Origin of the sequence: Microbacterium aurantiacum (assembly GCF_031625015.1) — a bacterium.
GTDB lineage: Bacteria > Actinomycetota > Actinomycetes > Actinomycetales > Microbacteriaceae > Microbacterium > Microbacterium aurantiacum.
This window is the reverse complement of record NZ_JAHWXH010000001.1, coordinates 1,939,206-1,956,781: the sequence shown is the minus strand read 5'-3', so window position 1 is coordinate 1,956,781 and position 17,576 is coordinate 1,939,206. Positions and strand designations below refer to the sequence as shown.

Here is a 17,576-nt window from a genome sequence, read left to right as displayed (position 1 = left end):
TCTGACATGTGAAGGATTCACACAGTGAAGATCTCCCGCTTCGCCCAGGTCGGCGCCCTCGCCGCCGTCGCCGCTCTCACCCTCGCCGGCTGCGCCGCGAACGAGGGTGGCACGTCGACCGACGCCGGCACCGACACCGGCTCGAGCCTCTCCGGCACGCTCTCGGGCGGTGGTGCCTCCTCGCAGGAGGTCGCCGTCCAGACCTGGACCGCCGGCTTCCAGACCGCCAACCCCGACGCCACCGTCAACTACGACCCCGCCGGCTCCGGCGCGGGCCGCGAGTCGTTCCAGGCGGGCGCCTTCCAGTTCGCCGGTTCGGACCGCGCGTTCACCATGGACGAGATCGCCGAGGGCCCCTTCGACGGCTGCGTCGAGGGCGCCGGGATCATCGAGCTGCCGACGTACATCTCCCCGATCGCGGTCATCTTCAACCTCGACGGCGTCGACTCGCTGAACCTCTCGGCCGACGTGATCGCGGGCCTCTTCGCCGGCACGATCACCAACTGGAACGACCCGGCCATCGCCGAGCTGAACGAGGGCGTCGAGCTCCCCGACCTCGCCGTGACCCCGGTTCACCGCGCCGACGACTCGGGCACCACCGAGAACTTCACCGCCTACCTGTTCGAGGCTGCGCCCTCGGTCTGGACCGAAGAGCCCGACGGCGTCTGGCCCTTCACCAGCGGCGAGGCCGCGCAGGGCACCTCGGGTGTCGTCTCGGCCGTCGCCGGCGGCAACGGCACCATCGGCTACGCCGACGCCTCGCGCGCCGCGGAGGAGGGTCTGTCCACCGCCGCCGTCCAGGTCGGCGACGCCTTCGTGGAGTACTCGCCCGAGGCTGCCGCCGCCATCGTCGACGCTTCGCCGTTCGAAGAGGGTCGCGGCGAGGGCGACCTCGCGATCGCTCTCGACCGCACCTCGACCGCGGAGGGCGTCTACCCGATCGTCCTGATCAGCTACATGATCGCGTGCCAGGAGTACTCCGACACCGCCGCAGCCCCGCTGGTGAAGGGCTACCTGCAGTACGTCGCCAGCCCCGAGGGTCAGGACGAGGCCGCGGCCTCCGCCGGCAGCGCCCCGATCTCGGACACCCTGCGCGAACAGGTCAACGCCGCGATCGACCTGATCGTCGTCGACTGATACCGTGTGGCCGGCCCGTCGCACCGCGACGGGCCGGCCATTCCCACGAACACCCACCCGAGAACAGGACGCCATGACCACGACAGCCCCGGCCATCAAGGCCAAACAGCGGCCCGGTGACCGCTGGTTCTCGGGCACCGCGCTGGCCGCGGGATCAATGATCCTCGTCACCCTCGCCGCCGTCGCGATCTTCCTCATCATCCAGTCGATTCCGGGCCTCACGGCCACACCGGAGTCGGCGTCGCTCCTCCGCACCGACTTCTGGGGCTACGTCTGGCCGCTCGTCTTCGGCACGGTGTGGGCGTCCTTCCTCGCCCTCCTCATGGCCGTCCCGCTGTCGGTGGGCATCGCACTGTTCATCTCGCACTACGCGCCCCGCCGGCTCGCGCAGACGCTCGGCTACATCATCGACCTCCTCGCGGCCGTCCCGTCGGTCGTCTTCGGCCTGTGGGGCATCCTCGTCCTCGCGCCCGCCGTACAGCCCCTCTACGTCTGGCTGACCACCAACATGGGCTGGTTCCCGCTCTTCAGCGGCACCGCCTCGGCCACGGGCCGAACGATCTTCACCGCGGCGATCGTGCTCGCGGTCATGGTGGTCCCGATCATCACCGCCATCTGCCGTGAAGTCTTCCTGCAGACCCCGGTTCTGCACGAGGAAGCCGCGCTCGCCCTCGGGGCCACCCGCTGGGAGATGATCACGATGGCCGTCTTCCCGTTCGGCCGCAGCGGCATCATCTCCGCCTCGATGCTCGGCCTCGGGCGCGCGCTCGGTGAGACGATGGCCGTGGCCCTCGTGCTCTCGGCGACGGGTGTCGTGACCTTCCAGCTCTTCACGTCCGAGAATCCCTCCACCATCCCGGCGAACATCGCCCTCACGTTCCCCGAGGCCTACGGCACGAACATCAACGTGCTGATCGCGACCGGCCTGATCCTGTTCATCGTCACCTTCGCCGTCAACGCCGTCGCCCGCTGGGTGATCAGCCGGCGCAAAGAGTTCTCGGGAGCCAACTGACATGAGCGCCACCACCATCGCGCCGCCGAACCCCGCGAGCTCCACCCCGGTCGAGGACAGCCGTCGGATCACGAGCGGCAAGCTGCCCACCTGGACGCCGTGGGCGCTCCTGGGTCTCGCCGCCGGCGCCGCCGCCCTCATCTTCTTCGTCGTCTCGCTGGCCTCGGGGGACTTCAACGTCCCGGGATGGCTCGTCGTGAGCGCCCTGCTGTACCTCGCGACCATCTTCACGGTGTCCGCCGTCGTGGAGGGTCGCCGCAAGGGCATCGACCGGCTCGTGACGGGCGTCGTGACGATCGCGTTCCTCATCGCCATGCTGCCGCTGGTCTCGGTCGCGACGACCGTCATCGTCAACGGCGTCGCGGCACTGTCTGCGGAGTTCTTCACCAACTCGATGCGCAACGTCGTCGGCGAGGGCGGCGGCATCCTGCACGCCATCGTCGGCACGTTGCTGATCACCCTCGCCGCGGCCGTCATCTCGATTCCGATCGGCCTGTTCACCGCGATCTACCTCGTCGAGTACGGAGCCGGGAAGCGCCTCGCGCGCGGCATCACGTTCCTCGTCGACGTCATGACCGGCATCCCCTCGATCGTCGCGGGCCTGTTCGCCTACGCGTTGTTCGCCCTCTTCCTCGGACCCGGCATCCGTATGGGAATCATGGGCTCGGTGGCCCTCGCGGTGCTGATGATCCCCGTCGTCGTCCGCGCCACGGAGGAGATGCTGCGTCTCGTCCCCAACGAGCTGCGCGAGGCCGCCTACGCCCTCGGCGTCCCCAAGTGGCTCACGATCGTCAAGGTGGTCATCCCCACCTCGATCGCCGGTATCACCACGGGCGTCATGCTCTCGGTCGCACGCGTCATCGGCGAGACCGCGCCCCTGCTGCTGACGGCGGGCATCACCGCGTCCATGAACTACAACCTCTTCGACGGACGCATGGCGACGCTCCCCGTCTTCGCCTACTCGCAGTACATGAACCAGGGCATCCCCGCCTCGGCCTTCATCGACCGGGCGTGGGGCGCCGCCCTCGTCCTCATCGTCATCGTCATGGCGCTGAACCTCATCGCGCGGCTCGTCGCGCGCATCTTCGCCCCCAAGCTCGGCCGCTGAGTCCGCGCGGCCCGAATACCCGAACCCAGAGGAACAACGTGTCCAAGAGCATCGAAGTCAACGACCTGAACGTCTACTACGGCGACTTCCTGGCCGTCGAGGGCGTCACGCTCGACATCGAACCCCGCAGCGTCACCGCTTTCATCGGCCCGTCCGGCTGCGGCAAGTCCACCTTCCTGCGGACCCTGAACCGCATGCACGAGGTGATCCCCGGTGCCCGTGTGGAGGGCGAGGTGATGCTGGACGGCATGAACCTCTACGGCCCGTCGGTCGACCCTGTGCTCGTGCGCCGCCAGGTGGGCATGGTCTTCCAGCGCCCGAACCCGTTCCCCACGATGTCGATCAAGGAGAACGTGCTGGCGGGCGTGAAGCTCAACAACAAGAAGCTCTCCAAGTCCGATGCGGATGCGCTCGTGGAGAACTCCCTGCGCGGCGCGAACCTCTGGAACGAGGTCAAGGACCGCCTGGACAAGCCGGGGTCGGGACTGTCCGGCGGCCAGCAGCAGCGCCTGTGCATCGCACGGGCGATCGCCGTCTCGCCCGAGGTCATTCTCATGGACGAGCCCTGCTCGGCGCTCGACCCGATCTCGACCTACGCGATCGAAGAACTCATCGGCGAGCTGAAGAACGACTACACCGTCGTGATCGTCACGCACAACATGCAGCAGGCCTCCCGTGTGAGCGACAAGACGGCGTTCTTCAACATCGCCGGCACCGGCAAGCCGGGCAAGCTCATCGAGTACGACGACACCACGACGATCTTCACGACGCCGTCGGTGCAGGCCACCGAGGACTACGTCTCGGGCCGCTTCGGGTGAGCTCCGGCCTCAGTCCCGCGGGCTGAGCAGATAGTTGTTGAGGGATGCCGTCACCGCGGCATCCCTCTCCTTCTCTTCGCCGTCGATCGCGACGATCGGCGCCGCGAGACGGATGCTCGAGACGACCCATGCGGCCTCGGCCGCGAGCAGCTCGTCCCGCGTGATCGACGCGTACGCGACTTCGGCCCCCGTTGAGCGCAGGTGGTGGAAGATGCTCCGCTGGGTGGTGCCGTGGAGGATCCCCGCCGCGGGCTCGGGCGTGAGGTAGCGCCCACCCTGACGCAGGATGACCGACGCGGTGGGCCCCTCCAGGACGTACCCGTCGGCGGAGACGAACACCGCGTCGTCGGCACCACGGCGCCGGGCCTCGCGGATCGCCGCCATGTTGACGGCGTAGGACAGCGTCTTGGCGCCGAGGAGGAGCCAGGGTGCGCGGCTCGGCACGTCCGACGCGAACCCGCGGTCGAGCGTCACCACCCGAATGCCGTCGCGGCGGGCGGCGGTGCTGTCCGGCGCATCGGCGAGTGTGAGCCAGGCGGTCGGGGTCTCCTCCCCGTCGATCCCACGGCTGAGGATGAGCTTGAGTACGCTCTCCCCCGCTGCCGGCGCGTGGACGACGATGCGCGCGATGGCCTCGCGCCACTGCGCCAGGTTCGGTTCCGGAAGGTCGCACAGCGCCGCCGAGCGCGTCAAGCGCTCAAGATGGGCCGACACCTCCTGGGCGTGCCGCCCGACGATTCCCAGGGACTCGAAGACACCGTCTCCCCGTTGCGCGCTCAGATCGCCGATCCGCACGATCGGATCCGCCGGGTCGAACGACCGGATGGTGCCGGCGAAGTCCGACCGTGGATCGTCGACGAGGATCGGGTCGAGTGCGAGGGCGTGACGCAGGGCCATCCCTCGAGCGTACGACGCCGATCCCGGCGGCGGGGAATGCCGGGCGGTGGCCCTGGCGTTACACTGGAACAGCCGGGCCGCAGTAACCCCGGGCTCCATCTTCTGCCGCTGCGAGCGGCCTCGCGCCGAGAGGCGTTCTGCGGCCCGGCACTTCTGTGTCCGGACACCCTCAGACGAGCGCGTCGCGACGCCAGAGCGCGGCGGCCGCCGCGAGATCGCCGGCGTAGTCCGACAGTCGCAGGGCGCGCGTCGTGAACGCCGAGGCGCGGTCGGACTCGGTGCCCTCGTAGTCATCGGCGACATGACTAGCGCCGGAGGCCTGCACGCGGCAGAATGCCGCGGCGCGCTCGAGGGCGACCGCGAAGTCGCCGACGAACACTCCCCGGAGGATCATGTCGACCAATCCGACCAGCTCATCGGGGCCCGCCGGCGTCGGCGCCCCCGCGACGACCGGGTCCGCCGAGCGAAGCTCGATCCGGCCGCGCTCGTAGGTCATCGCCGCCGTCTGCGGGTCGTCGTGCACCATGAGCTGCAGGAGATAGAGCCGCCACAGCGTTCCGGGGAGGGACTTCGCCGGCGACCGGGACCACAGCTCGGCGATGTCGTCGATGCCGTTGCGGTCGGTGAAGGCGACGAGCCGCTCCACGACGGCCGCGTCGGGCTCCTCGCGGACGCGGGCCACGAGCGCCCGCGCCGTCGAGTGCGCGACGCGGGAGACCTCGGCCGGGTCGTCCGCCGCGAAAAGGCGGTCGAAGAGCTCAGCGGGTCGCCGGACGGGCTTGTGGAACCCTCGCGCGTCGTCAGTCATCCGGTCAAGGGTACTCCCGGACCACCGCGGCGGCCCGGCCCACGAGGATTCCTCAGGCGGTCGGGATGGCCACGATCGGGTCGGACGTCGGCTGACCCGTCGGCGACCCGCCCGCCGTCTCCACCGTAAGCGCGATGACATCACCCTCGGCGACCGCCGCATCCAGAAGCACGGTGCTCTGCTCGTCCCCCGCGGCGAAGGTGCCCGCCGACACCGCACCGTCGGCGTCCACGACCCACATCTCGAACTCTTCGTCGGCGGAGATGCCCGGGAGGTTGCTCGAGACCAGGACGGCCTTGCCGAGCGACTCCGACCAGTGCGCGGTCGCGATGCCGCCGCCCGTCACCTCCGCGGTGATGGACTGCGCATCCGGAGCCGACTCGATCTCGGCGAGAGCCGCCACCGCCGGCGGACGGTTCACGAACTCGTTGATCGATGCCGCGCCCCATCCCAGGGTCACCAGCAGCACCAACGACGCCGCGAGCGCGAAGAGTCCCCGGGTCCAGTTGCGCCGCGACACCGCCTGCACGACCGAGGTCGAAGGGGTCGGGTCCACGCGGGGTGGCACGGCATCCGTGTCGGGCAGGGGCGGACGCGGCGGGACGGCCGCGGCGAAGGCGTGATGCCCGAAGACGTCGGCGTCGGGCGCCGGGTCCACGCCGGTCTGCGGCGTGGCTGCGATGCGCGCGAGCAATGTCGATCGCGCCGTCAGGGGCGGCAGTTCCTCGCGCACGGCCTCGGCGAGGGATGCCGCCGCCGCGATGTCGGCGTCGACGCGCTCCGCCCATTCCGGATGCTGCCGCAGCGCGTGCTCGAACGCCGCGCGGTCGTCGGGTTCCAGCGCATTCAGCGCATAGCCCGCCGCGAGCTCGAAGAACTCCTGCTCGTTCACACCGTCACCCCCATCTCTGCCCTTAGGCGCGTCAATCCGTCGCGCATCCTGGTCTTGATCGTCCCCAGCGGCGCTCCCACCAGTGCCGCGATCTCGCTTTGGCTGTATCCCCCGTAGTACGCGAGGGTGAGGGCTTCGCGCTGCGGGTCGGGGAGGGTTTTCAACGCCGTGGCGACCTGGCGGCCTTCGATGCGCAGTTGCGCCTGTTCGGCCACGCCGTCGTACGCGACGTCGAGATCACGGAACCCCACCCGCACATCGCGATCGGTGCTCGCTTGCGACGCTCGCACGCGATCCACCGCCCGGCGATGGGCGATCGTGAGAACCCACGTTCTCCCTTGGCCTTTGTTCGGAGCGAACCGCGCGGCGGATTGCCACACTTCCAGGAAGACCTCCTGCAGCACTTCCTCGCTCTGCGACCGATCGACGAGGACACGGAGGATGAGGCCGAACACGCGCGGGGAGAGCATGTCGTACACGCGCGCGAACGCCCCCTGATCCCCCGCTGCGACGCGGACGAGCATCTCGCCGACGTGATCGACGGGTGCGCCGTCTTCGGGGACTTCCACACCGTCGATGACCATGGGGCCAAGCATGCCTCATTCCGCGGTTTCACCCGGTATCGGCGGGGTTTCGCACGGCATCCGTGAAGCAATCGTGAAAAAACTTCCCATCCGATTCCCCCGAGGTGCCGAAGACACCGTGTACGCCAACCGGCGGAGCCCCTCCCCAGGGGTTTGAGCAATCACCACACACAGCGGTCCACACACGGATCACATACAGGAGGAAGTCATGTCCAGCATCACCACGAAGCGTGTCTCGTCGGGCTTCGCCCTCGCGGTCGCGGCGACGTTCGCACTGACGGCCTGCTCGGGAGCCGGCACCACTGCCGACACCACCGAGGAGCCGATGGAGACCACCGCCCCCATGGAGACCGAAGAGCCCATGGAGATGGACCCGGCCGCGATGCTCGTCGGCCCCGGCTGCGCCGACTACGCCGAGGCCGTGCCGGACGGCGCCGGTTCCGTCGAGGGCATGGCGCTCGACCCGGTCGCCACCGCCGCGTCCAACAACCCGCTTCTCACGACCCTCACCGCCGCGGTCTCGGGTCAGCTGAACCCCGAGGTCGACCTCGTCGACACGCTCAACGGCGGCGATTTCACCGTCTTCGCTCCCGTGGACGACGCGTTCGCCGCGATCGACCCGGCCGTCATCGAGTCGCTCCAGACGGACACCGAGACCCTGACCAGCATCCTGACGTACCACGTCGTCCCCGGCCAGATCTCGCCCGACGAGATCGCCGGCACCCACGCCACCGTGCAGGGCGCCGAGGTCGAGGTGACCGGCTCCGGTGACTCGTTCATGGTCAACGACGCCAACGTCATCTGTGGTGGCGTGCAGACCGCCAACGCCACGGTGTACCTCATCGACTCGGTCCTGATGCCCCCGGCTGAGTGATCGTGATCTCACCGGTGCCTGGCCGGTGAATGGGGCGGCGCGGCCGCCGGGATCGTGCGAGACGGTCCCGGCGGCCGCGTCGCTTCTCGTGGCCGTGTCGCTCGCCGGACACAGCACACGTGCGCCGTGTTCGTCAAGCCTTCGGCGGACATCTTCTCCGAGTCCTAGATTTCTATTACCACCGGGGCCCTCGCTCCCCCTCCCCCGCGAGGGTCCCGGCTCGGGGAGGGATGGCATGACCGATCTGCGCGGGTCGACGACACCGGTGACCGGCGATATCGTCGCGCGCCGGTACCGTCTCCTCGAACGCATCGGCGAGGGCGGGATGGCACGTGTGTTCCGAGCGCACGACACGTACCTCGATCGGCCGGTGGCGATCAAGATCATGCGGGGCCCGGTCCACGACGCCGTGACCGCGGATCGCGTCCGTGCGGAGACGACCTCTCTCGCCTCCCTCAATCACCACAGCCTCGTCACGCTGTTCGACGCGCACATCGACGATGAGGGCATCAGCTATCTCGTCATGGAGTACGTCTCCGGGATCACTCTCCGCGACCTCATCGCCGACGGGCCGGTCGCCCCGATCGTCCTGGCCGGGATCGCGACCGATCTCGCCGAAGCCCTCTACGTGGCACACGAGGCCGGGATCGTCCACCGGGATCTCAAACCCTCGAACGTCCTGCTCTGGCGCTCACCCGTGCCGAGCCGCGACTGGCGCGCGAAGCTCGCGGACTTCGGCATCGCCCATCTCCTCGACGCCGGCGAGACGGCCGCGGGTCCGATCATGGGGACCGCCGCCTACATCGCGCCCGAGCAGGCGCGCGGGGCTCCGCCCGCCCCACCCGCCGACATCTACGCCTTCGGGCTGCTCCTCATCGAAGCCCTCACCGGGGTGCGTCCCTACGGCGACGTCGAGGGTGTCGGTGCGGTCGTGGCCCGCATGACCGCGGCTCCCGACATCCCCCGCGCCCTGGATGCCGGGTGGCGCCGCCTGCTCCGCCGGATGACGTCGTTGCGCCCGGAGGAGCGTCCGAGCGCGCTGGAGGTCGCCGTCATCGCGTCCGGCTACGCCCAGGCGGCCCAGCCCGCGCCCCTTCTCGACGAAACCACCGCACCCGTCGATGTGGCCGAGCTCGACGCCGCCCCCGTCCCCGCACGTCCGATCACCGATCAGATGCCGGTGTCGCTCGTGGGCGCCGCTGCGGCGGCCGCGGCGGGCACCGCACCGGCGTCTCCCGACACCGGAAACACCCCGACGGACGGACCGCGCCGCGGGCGACATCTGGGTCGGCTGGTGTCGCTCCTGATCGCCGGCCTCGCCGCGCTCCTGATCGCGATCGTGACGGTGGTGTGGGCGGCGTCCCTCCCCGAACCCGGATCGTGGGGTCTCGAGGACAGCCGCATCTCCATGACCGGAGGGGTCTCCGTCCCGGTGGACGCGCCCGTCGTCGACGGTCCGTAGACGCGCATCGCACCCCGTCACGCGAAGTAGGCTGGAAGCCACGGGCCTCTAGCTCAGTCGGTAGAGCATCGGACTTTTAATCCGCGGGTCGTGGGTTCGAGCCCCACGGGGCCCACCAGAAGCGAAGGGCGTCGCTCCGGCGGCGCCCTTCGGCGTGTCCCGCTCCGGGCCGCACGACAGGTCAGGGGCTGTCGGGGCGGAGGACGTACTGGACGAAGCCGCTGTCCTCGGCGACCTGGTCGTAGAGGCCGCGCGCGGCCGCGTTGCCGGCCTGCGTCAGCCAGTACACGTGTGCGCACCCGGCTTCCCTCGCCCAGTCCTCGACATGCGTGATGAGCGCACGCCCGGTGCCGTGCCCGCGCGCCGCGGGGTGGACGAAGAGGTCCTCGAGGTAGCAGACGTCCTCGCGGCTCCACGTGCTCCCGTGCGAGAGCCAGTGGACGAATCCGATCGCCTGACCCTCGGCATCCTGTGCGAGTGCGCCGTGGAAGCCCGAGCCGACGTCGACGAGTCGATCGAAGGTGAGTGCCGTCTGCTCCGGGGCCAGCGTCTCGCGGTAGAACTCGAGGTAGTCGTCCCAGAGCGGCAGCCACACGTCCCGGTCTTCGCGGCGGAGACGACGGATGCCGCTCACAGCGTGGACTCCGCCACCTCGGCGCCGGCGCGCTGCAGCTCTGCGAGCGCCGCGGAACTCGACGCCGCGGCGACGCCCGCGACGAGGTCGGTGAGGATCCGCACCCGCCGCCCGTGCGCGAGGGCGTCCAGCGCCGAAGCGCGCACGCAGTGGTCGGTGGCGAGACCGACGACATCGATGTCGAGGATGCCGTGCCGATCGAGCAGCTCCGGCACACGCTCGCCGTCGTCGGTGGTCCCCTCGAAGAGCGAGTAGGCGGGGATCCCCTGCCCCTTCTTGACGTGGTGCGTCACCGCGGCGGTGTCGAGCTCGGGATCGTACTCGGCTCCGGCGGTGCCGCTGACGCAGTGCACCGGCCAGGAGTCGACGAAATCGGGTTCGGGGTGGAAATGCCCGCCGTTGTCGTGGTCCGCGTCGTGCCAGTCGCGCGACGCCACGATGACGCCGTAATCGCCCGCGCGGGCGCGCAGATACGCCGTGATCCTGCGGGCGACCTCGTCACCGCCCGAGACGGCGAGGGCCCCGCCCTCGGTGAAGTCGTTCTGGACATCCACGATGAACAGCGCCTTGGTCATGGTCCGAGGGTACGCCGAAGCGCCCCGGCCCTCAGCCGCGCGTGAAGAGCAGGACGAGCGAGGCGACCATCGCGACGACGCCGAGGGCGAGCAGCCCCGCACCCAAGCGGACGACACCGCGGACAGCGGGCGAGCCCTGCGTCATACGGATCCGACCTCGCACACCGCGCCGGTAGAACACGTCCGCCATGTCAGCATCACCGATCTCGGCATCCTGATCGGGGGTGAGGACGGCTTCGTTGACGCCGTCGACCTCGTCGTGCCAGCGCGCCACCCGCCCGGTGTCGGTGTCGTCGATCACGGCGCGCACCGGAAGCCATGTCCCGTCGGCGACGTAGACGATCAGGGCGACACCGAGCAGAAGCGCGCCGAGCCCGATGCCCACCCACGAGAAGATCTCGAAGATCGCCTCGACCGTCTGATCCATATGGAGCCACCTAAGGGAATCGAACCCTTGACCTATTCATTACGAGTGAATCGCTCTGCCGTCTGAGCTAAGGTGGCGCACGTCGCTCGCGCGATGCACGATCACCGATCTTACAGGGTCTGCGATGCGTCCGCGAACGCGCCGCAGGCCCGTGCCGTCCTCACTCGCAGCGGAGGCCGTTCTCGGGCACGACGCCGTCAAGGAGGAACCCCTCCACAGCGGCGTCCACGCACGCGTTGCCCTTGTTGTACCCCGTGTGACCCTCGCCCACGCGGGTCACGAGAACCCCCGACGCCAGCTGAGCGGCCAGGGCTTCGGACCACTCGTAGGGCGTCGCCGGATCGTTGGTGGTGCCGACCACGACGATCGGGGGCGCCCCCTCGGCGGCGATGGCCGCGCGCGTCCCCGTGGGCGGGTAGGGCCAATCGGCGCACGAATCGGGACCGGACCAGTACGGGGCGACCGTCGGCGCGCGCTCCGCAAGCTCGTCCGCCGCGGCCTCCTCCTCCGCCGCCGTCACACCCGCGGGGTAGTCCATACAGTTGTAGGCGCGGAAGGCCTCGGTCGAGTTGTCGAGATACTCCCCGCCCACGCGGTTGTAGTAGAAGTCCGCCAGGATGAACGCGACCTCGGGATCGCCGGCGAGGACCCCGGTCAGAGCCTGCGTGAGGAAGCCCCAGCTGTCCTGCGAGTAGAGCGCGGCCACGATCCCGGTCATGAGCGAATCGGCACCGAGGACGCGACCGTCGACGTTCTCGAGCGGCGCGGCGTCCACCGTCGCCAGGAGTGTCGCGAGGTCGGCCATCGCGTCGTCGACCGAGCCGCGGAAAGGGCACGCATCCTGCGTGAGGCAGTCGGCCATGTAGGCCCGGAGAGCGGACTCGAACCCGACGCCCTGAGTCGTGGAGACCTCCGTCACCGGGACGGACGGGTCGATGGCGCCGTCCAGGACGAGCCGACCGGCGCGCTCCGGGAACAGCTCCGCGTAGGTGGCCCCGAGGAAGGTGCCGTAGGAGAAGCCGATGTAGTTCAGCTCGGCGTCGCCGAGCACCCCGCGGAGAAGGTCCATGTCGCGCGCGGAGTTCTCGGTGGTGATATACGGGAGGATGCCGTCGCTGCCCGCCTCGCACGCCTGCGCGAACGCGGCGTTGCGCTCGGTCAGCTCCGCCTCCCATTCGGCGGAGCCGCGGGGGTTCCGGGGCACATCGAAGAGGTAGGCGTCCATGTCGGCGGCGTCGAAGCAGCGGACGGCGGTGGATTCGCCGACGCCGCGGGGGTCGAAGCCGATCACGTCGTAGCTGTCGCGCAGCGCCTGCCCGACCGCGAGCCCGAGGGAATCGCGGATGAAACCGACCCCGCTCGCACCGGGGCCGCCCGGATTGGTGAGGAGCGACCCGATGGCCGTGCCGCTCTCGGCGCGGTTGCGGATGACGGAGAGGTCGATCTCGCCCGCGCCGGGGTCGGCGTAGTCGAGCGGGGCGCGCACCGTGGTGCACTCCATCGCGTCGCCGCAGGACGTCCACTCCAGGGTCTGCTCGTAGAAGGGGCGCAGCTCCTCGGGGACGCCGGTGCTGTCGGGCGTCGCGCTGGAGGTCGCGACGGGCCGTTCCTCCGGGATCATCGCGTACAGGCAACCGCTCAAGGCGAGCGTCGTCGCGGCGAGACCCGCCACGACGGCGAGGAGGCGGCCCGTTCGACGACGGGGTGACGTGGTGTTCACGGGGTCCTTCCGCTGGCGACGGTGATCAGCATGCTCTCGAGGGCGAGCGCAGGGGCGGCGTTCATCTCCAGGTTCTCACGCGTGCGACCGATCGCGTCCAGGACGACCAGGGTGCGCTCGGGCGACCACGTGCCGGCGAGATGGCGGAGATCGGCATCCATCTCGCGGTTGATGAGGTCGTCGCGACCGAACTGGAGCATGACGACGTCGCGGAACATCGATTCGAGATCGGTGAGCACCCGATCGATGCCGTCACGGAGGCTGCGCGTGGCGCGTCGCTTCTGCTCGTCCTGCAACGCCGTCACCTGCGAGCGCACCGCCGGCGGCACCGGGCCCCCTTCCGGCACGCCGAGCGTGCGCAGCAGGGACGCCCGCTCGGCCTCGTCGCGTTCGGCGGTGAGGGAGGTGGCATCCTCGGTCGCCGCTTGCACGATCCGTCCCGCCACCTCCACGGCGTCGCCGACCCCGCGGACGGCGAGCACCGCTCGGAGCGTGCGGTCGCGGCGGTCGCGTGCGGCCTCGTCGGTCGCGAGCCGCTGGGCCATGCCGATGTGGCGCTGGGCGTGACGCGCCGATCGTTCGGCGATCTCGGGATCGGCTCCGGTGCGCGCGGAGATGAGGCGCGCGACGTCGGCGACATCCGGTTCGCGCAGGCGCAGAGTGCGCACGCGCGAGCGGATCGTGGGAAGGAGGTCGGCGTCGCTCGGTGCGCACAGGATCCACACGGTGCGCTCCGGAGGCTCTTCGAGCGCCTTCAGCAGCACGTTCGAGGTGCGCTCGGCCATGCGGTCCGCGTCTTCCATGATGATCACGCGGAAGCGGCCGAGCGACGGGGAGAAGTACGAGCGCTCCACGAGCGCGCGCGCGTCCTTGATCGAGATGATCACGCCCTCGGTGCGCAGCGCCGTGAGGTCGGGGTGCGTTCCGGCCAGGACCTGTCGCTGCGCGTGCGCGTCGCCGGGCTCGGCGATCAGCGCCGCCGCGAAGGCGTGGGCGAGCGTCGAGCGCCCCGATCCCGGCGGACCGGTGATGAGCCACGCGTGCGTCATCGCCGACGGGTCGTCGACGGCCTCGCGGAGGGTGGCCACCGCGTCGGGCTGGCCCCACACTTCGCTCCACGGCGCGGGGGCCGTGTCGAGGCTCGGGGATTCCATGGGCATCAGCCTAACCGCGGTCCCCGACGCGTCAGGGGGCGTCGGGGAGCATGCCGGCGACGCGGGCGCGGACCGCGTCGGCGAGGTCCGCCGCGGGGCGCGTCGCGTCGAGGACGAGGAAGCGGTCGGGCTCGGCCTCGGCCAGCGCGAGGAACTCCGTCCGCACGCGGACATGGAAGCCCTCACGCTCGGCTTCGAGGCGGTCGAAGGGCTTGTCGTCGGCATCCAGCCGGCCGCGGGCGACCCGCGGGTCGAGGTCCAGCAGGACAGTGAGGTCCGGGAGGAGCCCCTCGGTGGCCCAGAGGGAAAGATCGCGCACCTCGTCGCGCCCGAGGACGCGCCCGGCACCCTGGTAGGCCACGGAGGAATCGAGGTACCGGTCCTGGATCACGGTGTCGCCGCGGTCGAGTGCGGGCCGCACGACGGTGGCGATGTGGTGCGCACGGTCGGCCGCGTACAGGAGGGCCTCCGCGCGTGGCGCGATGTCGCCGCGGTGGTGCAGGACGATGTCGCGCACCAGGACGCCGACCTCCGTCCCGCCGGGCTCACGGGTGCGGACGACCGTGCGGCCGGACCGTTCCAGCCACTCCTGCAGGAGGGTGGACTGCGTGGTCTTACCCGCCCCGTCGCCGCCCTCGAAGGTGACGAACAGTCCCGCGTGCGGACGATCCGCAGCGTGCGCGGGAACGCTCACTTCTTCGCCGGGGCCTTCTTCGTCGTCGTCCGCCGCGTCGTGCGCTTGGTGGCGGGGCCCTTGGCGCGCTTGTCCGCGAGCAGCTGCACGGCGCGCTCGAAGGTGATCTCCATCGCGTCCTCGCCCCGCGGAACGGTCGCATTGACCTCACCGTCGGTCACATAGGGACCGAAGCGGCCGTCCTTCAGCTTGATGGGCTTGCCGCTGGTGGGGTCGGCGTCGAACTCCTTCAGCGCGCTGGATGCCGCACGGGCGCCGTACTTCGGCTGGGCGTACACCGCGAGCGCCTCCTCGAGCGTGATGTCGAAGATCTGCTGCTCGTTGGAGAGGGTCCGCGAGTCGGTCCCCTTCTTCAGGTACGGACCGTACCGGCCGTTCTGGGCGGTGATCATCTGCTCGGACTCGGGGTCGATGCCGACCTCGCGGGGCAGCTCCAGCAGGCGGAGCGCGGTGTCGAGGTCGATCTCGTCCACCGACATGGACTTGAACAGCGACGCCGTGCGCGGTTTGGGCGCGGCGACCTTCTTGGTCCCGCGCTTCTTCGGTGCGGGCGTCTCGACGACGGCGTCCCGGACCTCGCCGGTCTCGGGGTCGACCTCCTCTTCGGCGGGCGGATCGATCTCCTGCACGTACGGTCCGAAGCGGCCGTCCTTGACGATGATCAGCTTGCCGTTGGCGGGGTTCTCGCCGAGGACACGGTCACCCGCGACCGGCGCATCGATGAGCTCCTGGGCCTTGGCCGGGGTGAGCTCGTCGGGGGCCAGGTCCTCGGGGATGTTGACGCGCCGGGGTTCGCCCTCCGGGTTCTCCGGATCGGCGACCTCGAGGTACGGGCCGTACTTTCCGAAGCGGAGGACGGCGACATCCCCGATGGGCGTGGAGTTCAGGGCACGGGCATCGATCTCGCCGAGGTTGTCGACGATGTTGCGCAGCCCCACGTGAGCGTCGGAGCCGAAGTAGAACTCCTTCAGCCACGCGACCCGGCTCTGTTCACCGCGCGCGATGGCGTCGAGGTCGTCCTCGAGCGCCGCGGTGAAGTCGTAGTCGACCAGGTCGGGGAAGTGCTGTTCGAGCAGCCGCACCACGCTGAACGCCAGCCAGCTGGGGATCAGCGCCTGTCCGCGCTTGACGACGTATCCGCGGTTGATGATCACGTCGATGATGCTGGCGAACGTCGAGGGCCGGCCGATGCCCTTCTCTTCGAGCGCCTTGACCAGACTCGCCTCGGTGTAGCGCGGCTTCGGGCTGGTGGCGTGGCCCTTCGGCTCGACGTCGGAGAGCGTGAGGACGTCGCCGACCGACAGCGCCGGGAGCGACTGATCGTCCTGCGCGTCGGATTCGTTGCGCTTCTCGTCGCGGCCCTCCTCATAGGCCTCGAGGAAGCCCTTGAACGTGTAGACGGTGCCGGAGGCGGTGAACTCCGCCCGTCGACCACCGGCATCCACGGCGAGGGTGACGGTCGTCGTCTCGTACTTGGCGTCCGACATCTGGCTGGCCATCGTCCGCTTCCAGATCAGGTCGTACAGACGCTGCTCGTCACGGTCGAGCTCGCCGCCGACCTCCGCGGGCGTGCGGAACGTCTCGCCGGACGGGCGGATCGCCTCGTGGGCCTCCTGGGCGTTCTTGGCATTGTTCCGGTAGGTCCGGGGGTTGGCCGGCACGGCGGCGTCGCCGTACATCTGCACCGCCTGGGCGCGCGCGGCCTGCACGGCCTGGGTGCCCAGCGCCGTGGAGTCGGTGCGCATGTAGGTGATGAAGCCCTTCTCGTAGAGACGCTGGGCGACGCTCATGGCGTGCTTGGCGCTCATCGAGAGCTTGCGTCCCGCCTCCTGCTGCAACGTGGAGGTGGTGAAGGGGGGCTTGGGGCTCCGGGTGCCGGGCTTGGCCTCGACCGAGGCGACGGATGCCGTCCCGGCGGCCTCGATGGCCGCAGCGAGCTCACGGGCGGCCTGCTCGTCGAGGACGACGACGGCCTTCCGGAGCGAGCCGGTGTCGTCGAAGTCGGTGCCACGGGCGAGGGCCGCACCGTCGACGCGGGCGAGCCGTGCCGAGAAGGAGCCGCCGGCGTCGGCGGCGGCGAGGGTCGCGATGTCCCAGTAGGACGCCGAGACGAACGCCATGCGCTCGCGCTCGCGATCGACGACCAGGCGCGTGGCTGCGGACTGCACACGGCCGGCCGACGTGCCCTGCTGCACCTTGAACCACAGCACGGGGCTGACATCCCAGCCGTACAGGCGGTCGAGGATACGACGGGTCTCCTGGGCGTCGACGAGCGCGAGGTCGAGCTCACGGGTGTTCTCGACGGCCGCGCGGATGGCGTCCTTGGTGATCTCGTGGAAGACCATCCGCTTCACGGGGACCTTCGGCTTCAGGGTCTCCAGCAGGTGCCACGCGATGGCTTCGCCTTCACGGTCTTCATCGGTGGCGAGCAGGAGCTCGTCCGCACCCTTCAGCGCGCGCTTGAGCTCGGTGACGGTCTTCTTCCCGCGATCGCTCTCGACGTAATAGGGGTCGAAGTCGTTGTCGATGTCGATCGAGTACTTGCCGTACGCCTGCTTCTTGTCCGCGGGGATGCTCTTCTTGTCCGCGAGATCGCGGATGTGTCCGACGGAGCTGAGTACCTCGTAATCGTCACCGAGATACCCCTGGATCGACCTCATCTTCGTCGGAGACTCGACGATGACGAGCTTCTTGCCTTGTGCCAAGGGGGGCGTCCTTTCTTCGTCGCACACCATACACGGGGTGGGGTGGGGCGGATGCTGTGAGTCGGCGCCCCGGCC

17 protein-coding genes and 2 tRNA genes are annotated in these 17,576 nt (G+C 69.9%); 7 read left to right on the top strand and 12 right to left on the bottom strand.

Annotated elements, in window-relative coordinates:
* The first annotated feature begins 24 nt into the window (after positions 1-24).
* The 4 genes from KZC50_RS09195 to pstB all read left to right on the top strand — a co-directional run bounded on the left by KZC50_RS09195 (position 25) and on the right by pstB (position 4,075).
* Positions 25-1,137, top strand: a complete 1,113-nt coding sequence (locus KZC50_RS09195) for a phosphate ABC transporter substrate-binding protein PstS (RefSeq protein WP_310891448.1) — start codon at positions 25-27, stop codon at positions 1,135-1,137.
* Between the two features lie 73 nt (positions 1,138-1,210).
* Positions 1,211-2,149, top strand: coding sequence for a phosphate ABC transporter permease subunit PstC (pstC, locus tag KZC50_RS09190; RefSeq protein WP_310891447.1), 939 nt, complete (start codon positions 1,211-1,213; stop codon positions 2,147-2,149).
* Between the two features lies 1 nt (position 2,150).
* Entirely contained in the window at positions 2,151-3,257 is a 1,107-nt protein-coding gene (pstA, locus tag KZC50_RS09185) for a phosphate ABC transporter permease PstA (RefSeq protein ID WP_310891446.1), read from the top strand.
* A gap of 38 nt (positions 3,258-3,295) precedes the next feature.
* Positions 3,296-4,075: a phosphate ABC transporter ATP-binding protein PstB gene (pstB, locus tag KZC50_RS09180; protein ID WP_053547891.1), complete on the top strand. Its 780-nt coding sequence runs from the start codon at positions 3,296-3,298 to the stop codon at positions 4,073-4,075.
* Between the two features lie 9 nt (positions 4,076-4,084).
* Here the strand turns inward: pstB and KZC50_RS09175 are convergent, their stop codons facing one another.
* From KZC50_RS09175 to sigK, 4 genes are all read right to left on the bottom strand, one after another.
* Entirely contained in the window at positions 4,085-4,972 is an 888-nt protein-coding gene (locus tag KZC50_RS09175) for an aminodeoxychorismate lyase (RefSeq protein WP_310891445.1), read from the bottom strand.
* Between the two features lie 169 nt (positions 4,973-5,141).
* Complete coding sequence (locus KZC50_RS09170; RefSeq protein ID WP_310891444.1) at positions 5,142-5,780, bottom strand: DNA-directed RNA polymerase subunit beta; 639 nt, start codon at positions 5,778-5,780, stop codon at positions 5,142-5,144.
* Positions 5,781-5,832: 52 nt separating this feature from the next.
* Positions 5,833-6,672 (bottom strand): anti-sigma factor, encoded by an 840-nt coding sequence (locus KZC50_RS09165; RefSeq protein ID WP_310891443.1) that lies wholly within the window; start codon positions 6,670-6,672, stop codon positions 5,833-5,835.
* Positions 6,669-7,268, bottom strand: a complete 600-nt coding sequence (gene sigK / locus KZC50_RS09160) for an ECF RNA polymerase sigma factor SigK (RefSeq protein WP_310891442.1) — start codon at positions 7,266-7,268, stop codon at positions 6,669-6,671. The genes KZC50_RS09165 and sigK overlap by 4 nt, the downstream gene beginning before the upstream one ends.
* A 196-nt stretch (positions 7,269-7,464) precedes the next feature.
* Between sigK and KZC50_RS09155 the strand changes: the two genes are divergently transcribed.
* From KZC50_RS09155 to KZC50_RS09145, 3 genes are all read left to right on the top strand, one after another.
* Complete coding sequence (locus KZC50_RS09155) at positions 7,465-8,130, top strand: fasciclin domain-containing protein (RefSeq protein WP_310891441.1); 666 nt, start codon at positions 7,465-7,467, stop codon at positions 8,128-8,130.
* Between the two features lie 235 nt (positions 8,131-8,365).
* Positions 8,366-9,592 (top strand): serine/threonine-protein kinase, encoded by a 1,227-nt coding sequence (locus KZC50_RS09150; RefSeq protein ID WP_310891440.1) that lies wholly within the window; start codon positions 8,366-8,368, stop codon positions 9,590-9,592.
* A 42-nt stretch (positions 9,593-9,634) separates the two neighbouring features.
* Positions 9,635-9,710, top strand: a tRNA-Lys gene (locus KZC50_RS09145).
* Between the two features lie 63 nt (positions 9,711-9,773).
* Here the strand turns inward: KZC50_RS09145 and KZC50_RS09140 are convergent.
* The 8 genes from KZC50_RS09140 to topA all read right to left on the bottom strand — a co-directional run bounded on the left by KZC50_RS09140 (position 9,774) and on the right by topA (position 17,501).
* Positions 9,774-10,226, bottom strand: a complete 453-nt coding sequence (locus tag KZC50_RS09140) for a GNAT family N-acetyltransferase (RefSeq protein WP_310891439.1) — start codon at positions 10,224-10,226, stop codon at positions 9,774-9,776.
* The gene (locus KZC50_RS09135) at positions 10,223-10,801 is read right to left on the bottom strand and encodes an isochorismatase family protein (protein WP_310891438.1); all 579 of its coding nucleotides are present in this window, start codon (positions 10,799-10,801) and stop codon (positions 10,223-10,225) included. Before KZC50_RS09135 ends, KZC50_RS09140 begins: the two co-directional genes overlap by 4 nt.
* 31 nt (positions 10,802-10,832) lie before the next feature.
* A complete protein-coding gene (locus KZC50_RS09130; RefSeq protein WP_310891437.1) occupies positions 10,833-11,228 on the bottom strand; it encodes a hypothetical protein in 396 nt (131 codons plus the stop codon).
* 1 nt (position 11,229) lies between these two features.
* Positions 11,230-11,305 (bottom strand) — tRNA-Thr (locus KZC50_RS09125).
* Between the two features lie 83 nt (positions 11,306-11,388).
* Positions 11,389-12,948: an alpha/beta hydrolase gene (locus tag KZC50_RS09120; RefSeq protein ID WP_310891436.1), complete on the bottom strand. Its 1,560-nt coding sequence runs from the start codon at positions 12,946-12,948 to the stop codon at positions 11,389-11,391.
* Positions 12,945-14,102 carry a DNA polymerase III subunit delta' gene (locus KZC50_RS09115; protein WP_310891435.1) on the bottom strand — a complete coding sequence of 386 codons (1,158 nt, stop codon included), beginning with the start codon at positions 14,100-14,102 and terminating at the stop codon, positions 12,945-12,947. The genes KZC50_RS09120 and KZC50_RS09115 overlap by 4 nt, the downstream gene beginning before the upstream one ends.
* Before the next feature lie 31 nt (positions 14,103-14,133).
* Positions 14,134-14,796 carry a dTMP kinase gene (tmk, locus tag KZC50_RS09110; RefSeq protein WP_310891434.1) on the bottom strand — a complete coding sequence of 221 codons (663 nt, stop codon included), beginning with the start codon at positions 14,794-14,796 and terminating at the stop codon, positions 14,134-14,136.
* The gene (topA, locus tag KZC50_RS09105; protein WP_310891433.1) at positions 14,793-17,501 is read right to left on the bottom strand and encodes a type I DNA topoisomerase; all 2,709 of its coding nucleotides are present in this window, start codon (positions 17,499-17,501) and stop codon (positions 14,793-14,795) included. The genes tmk and topA overlap by 4 nt, the downstream gene beginning before the upstream one ends.
* Positions 17,502-17,576 lie beyond the last annotated feature (75 nt).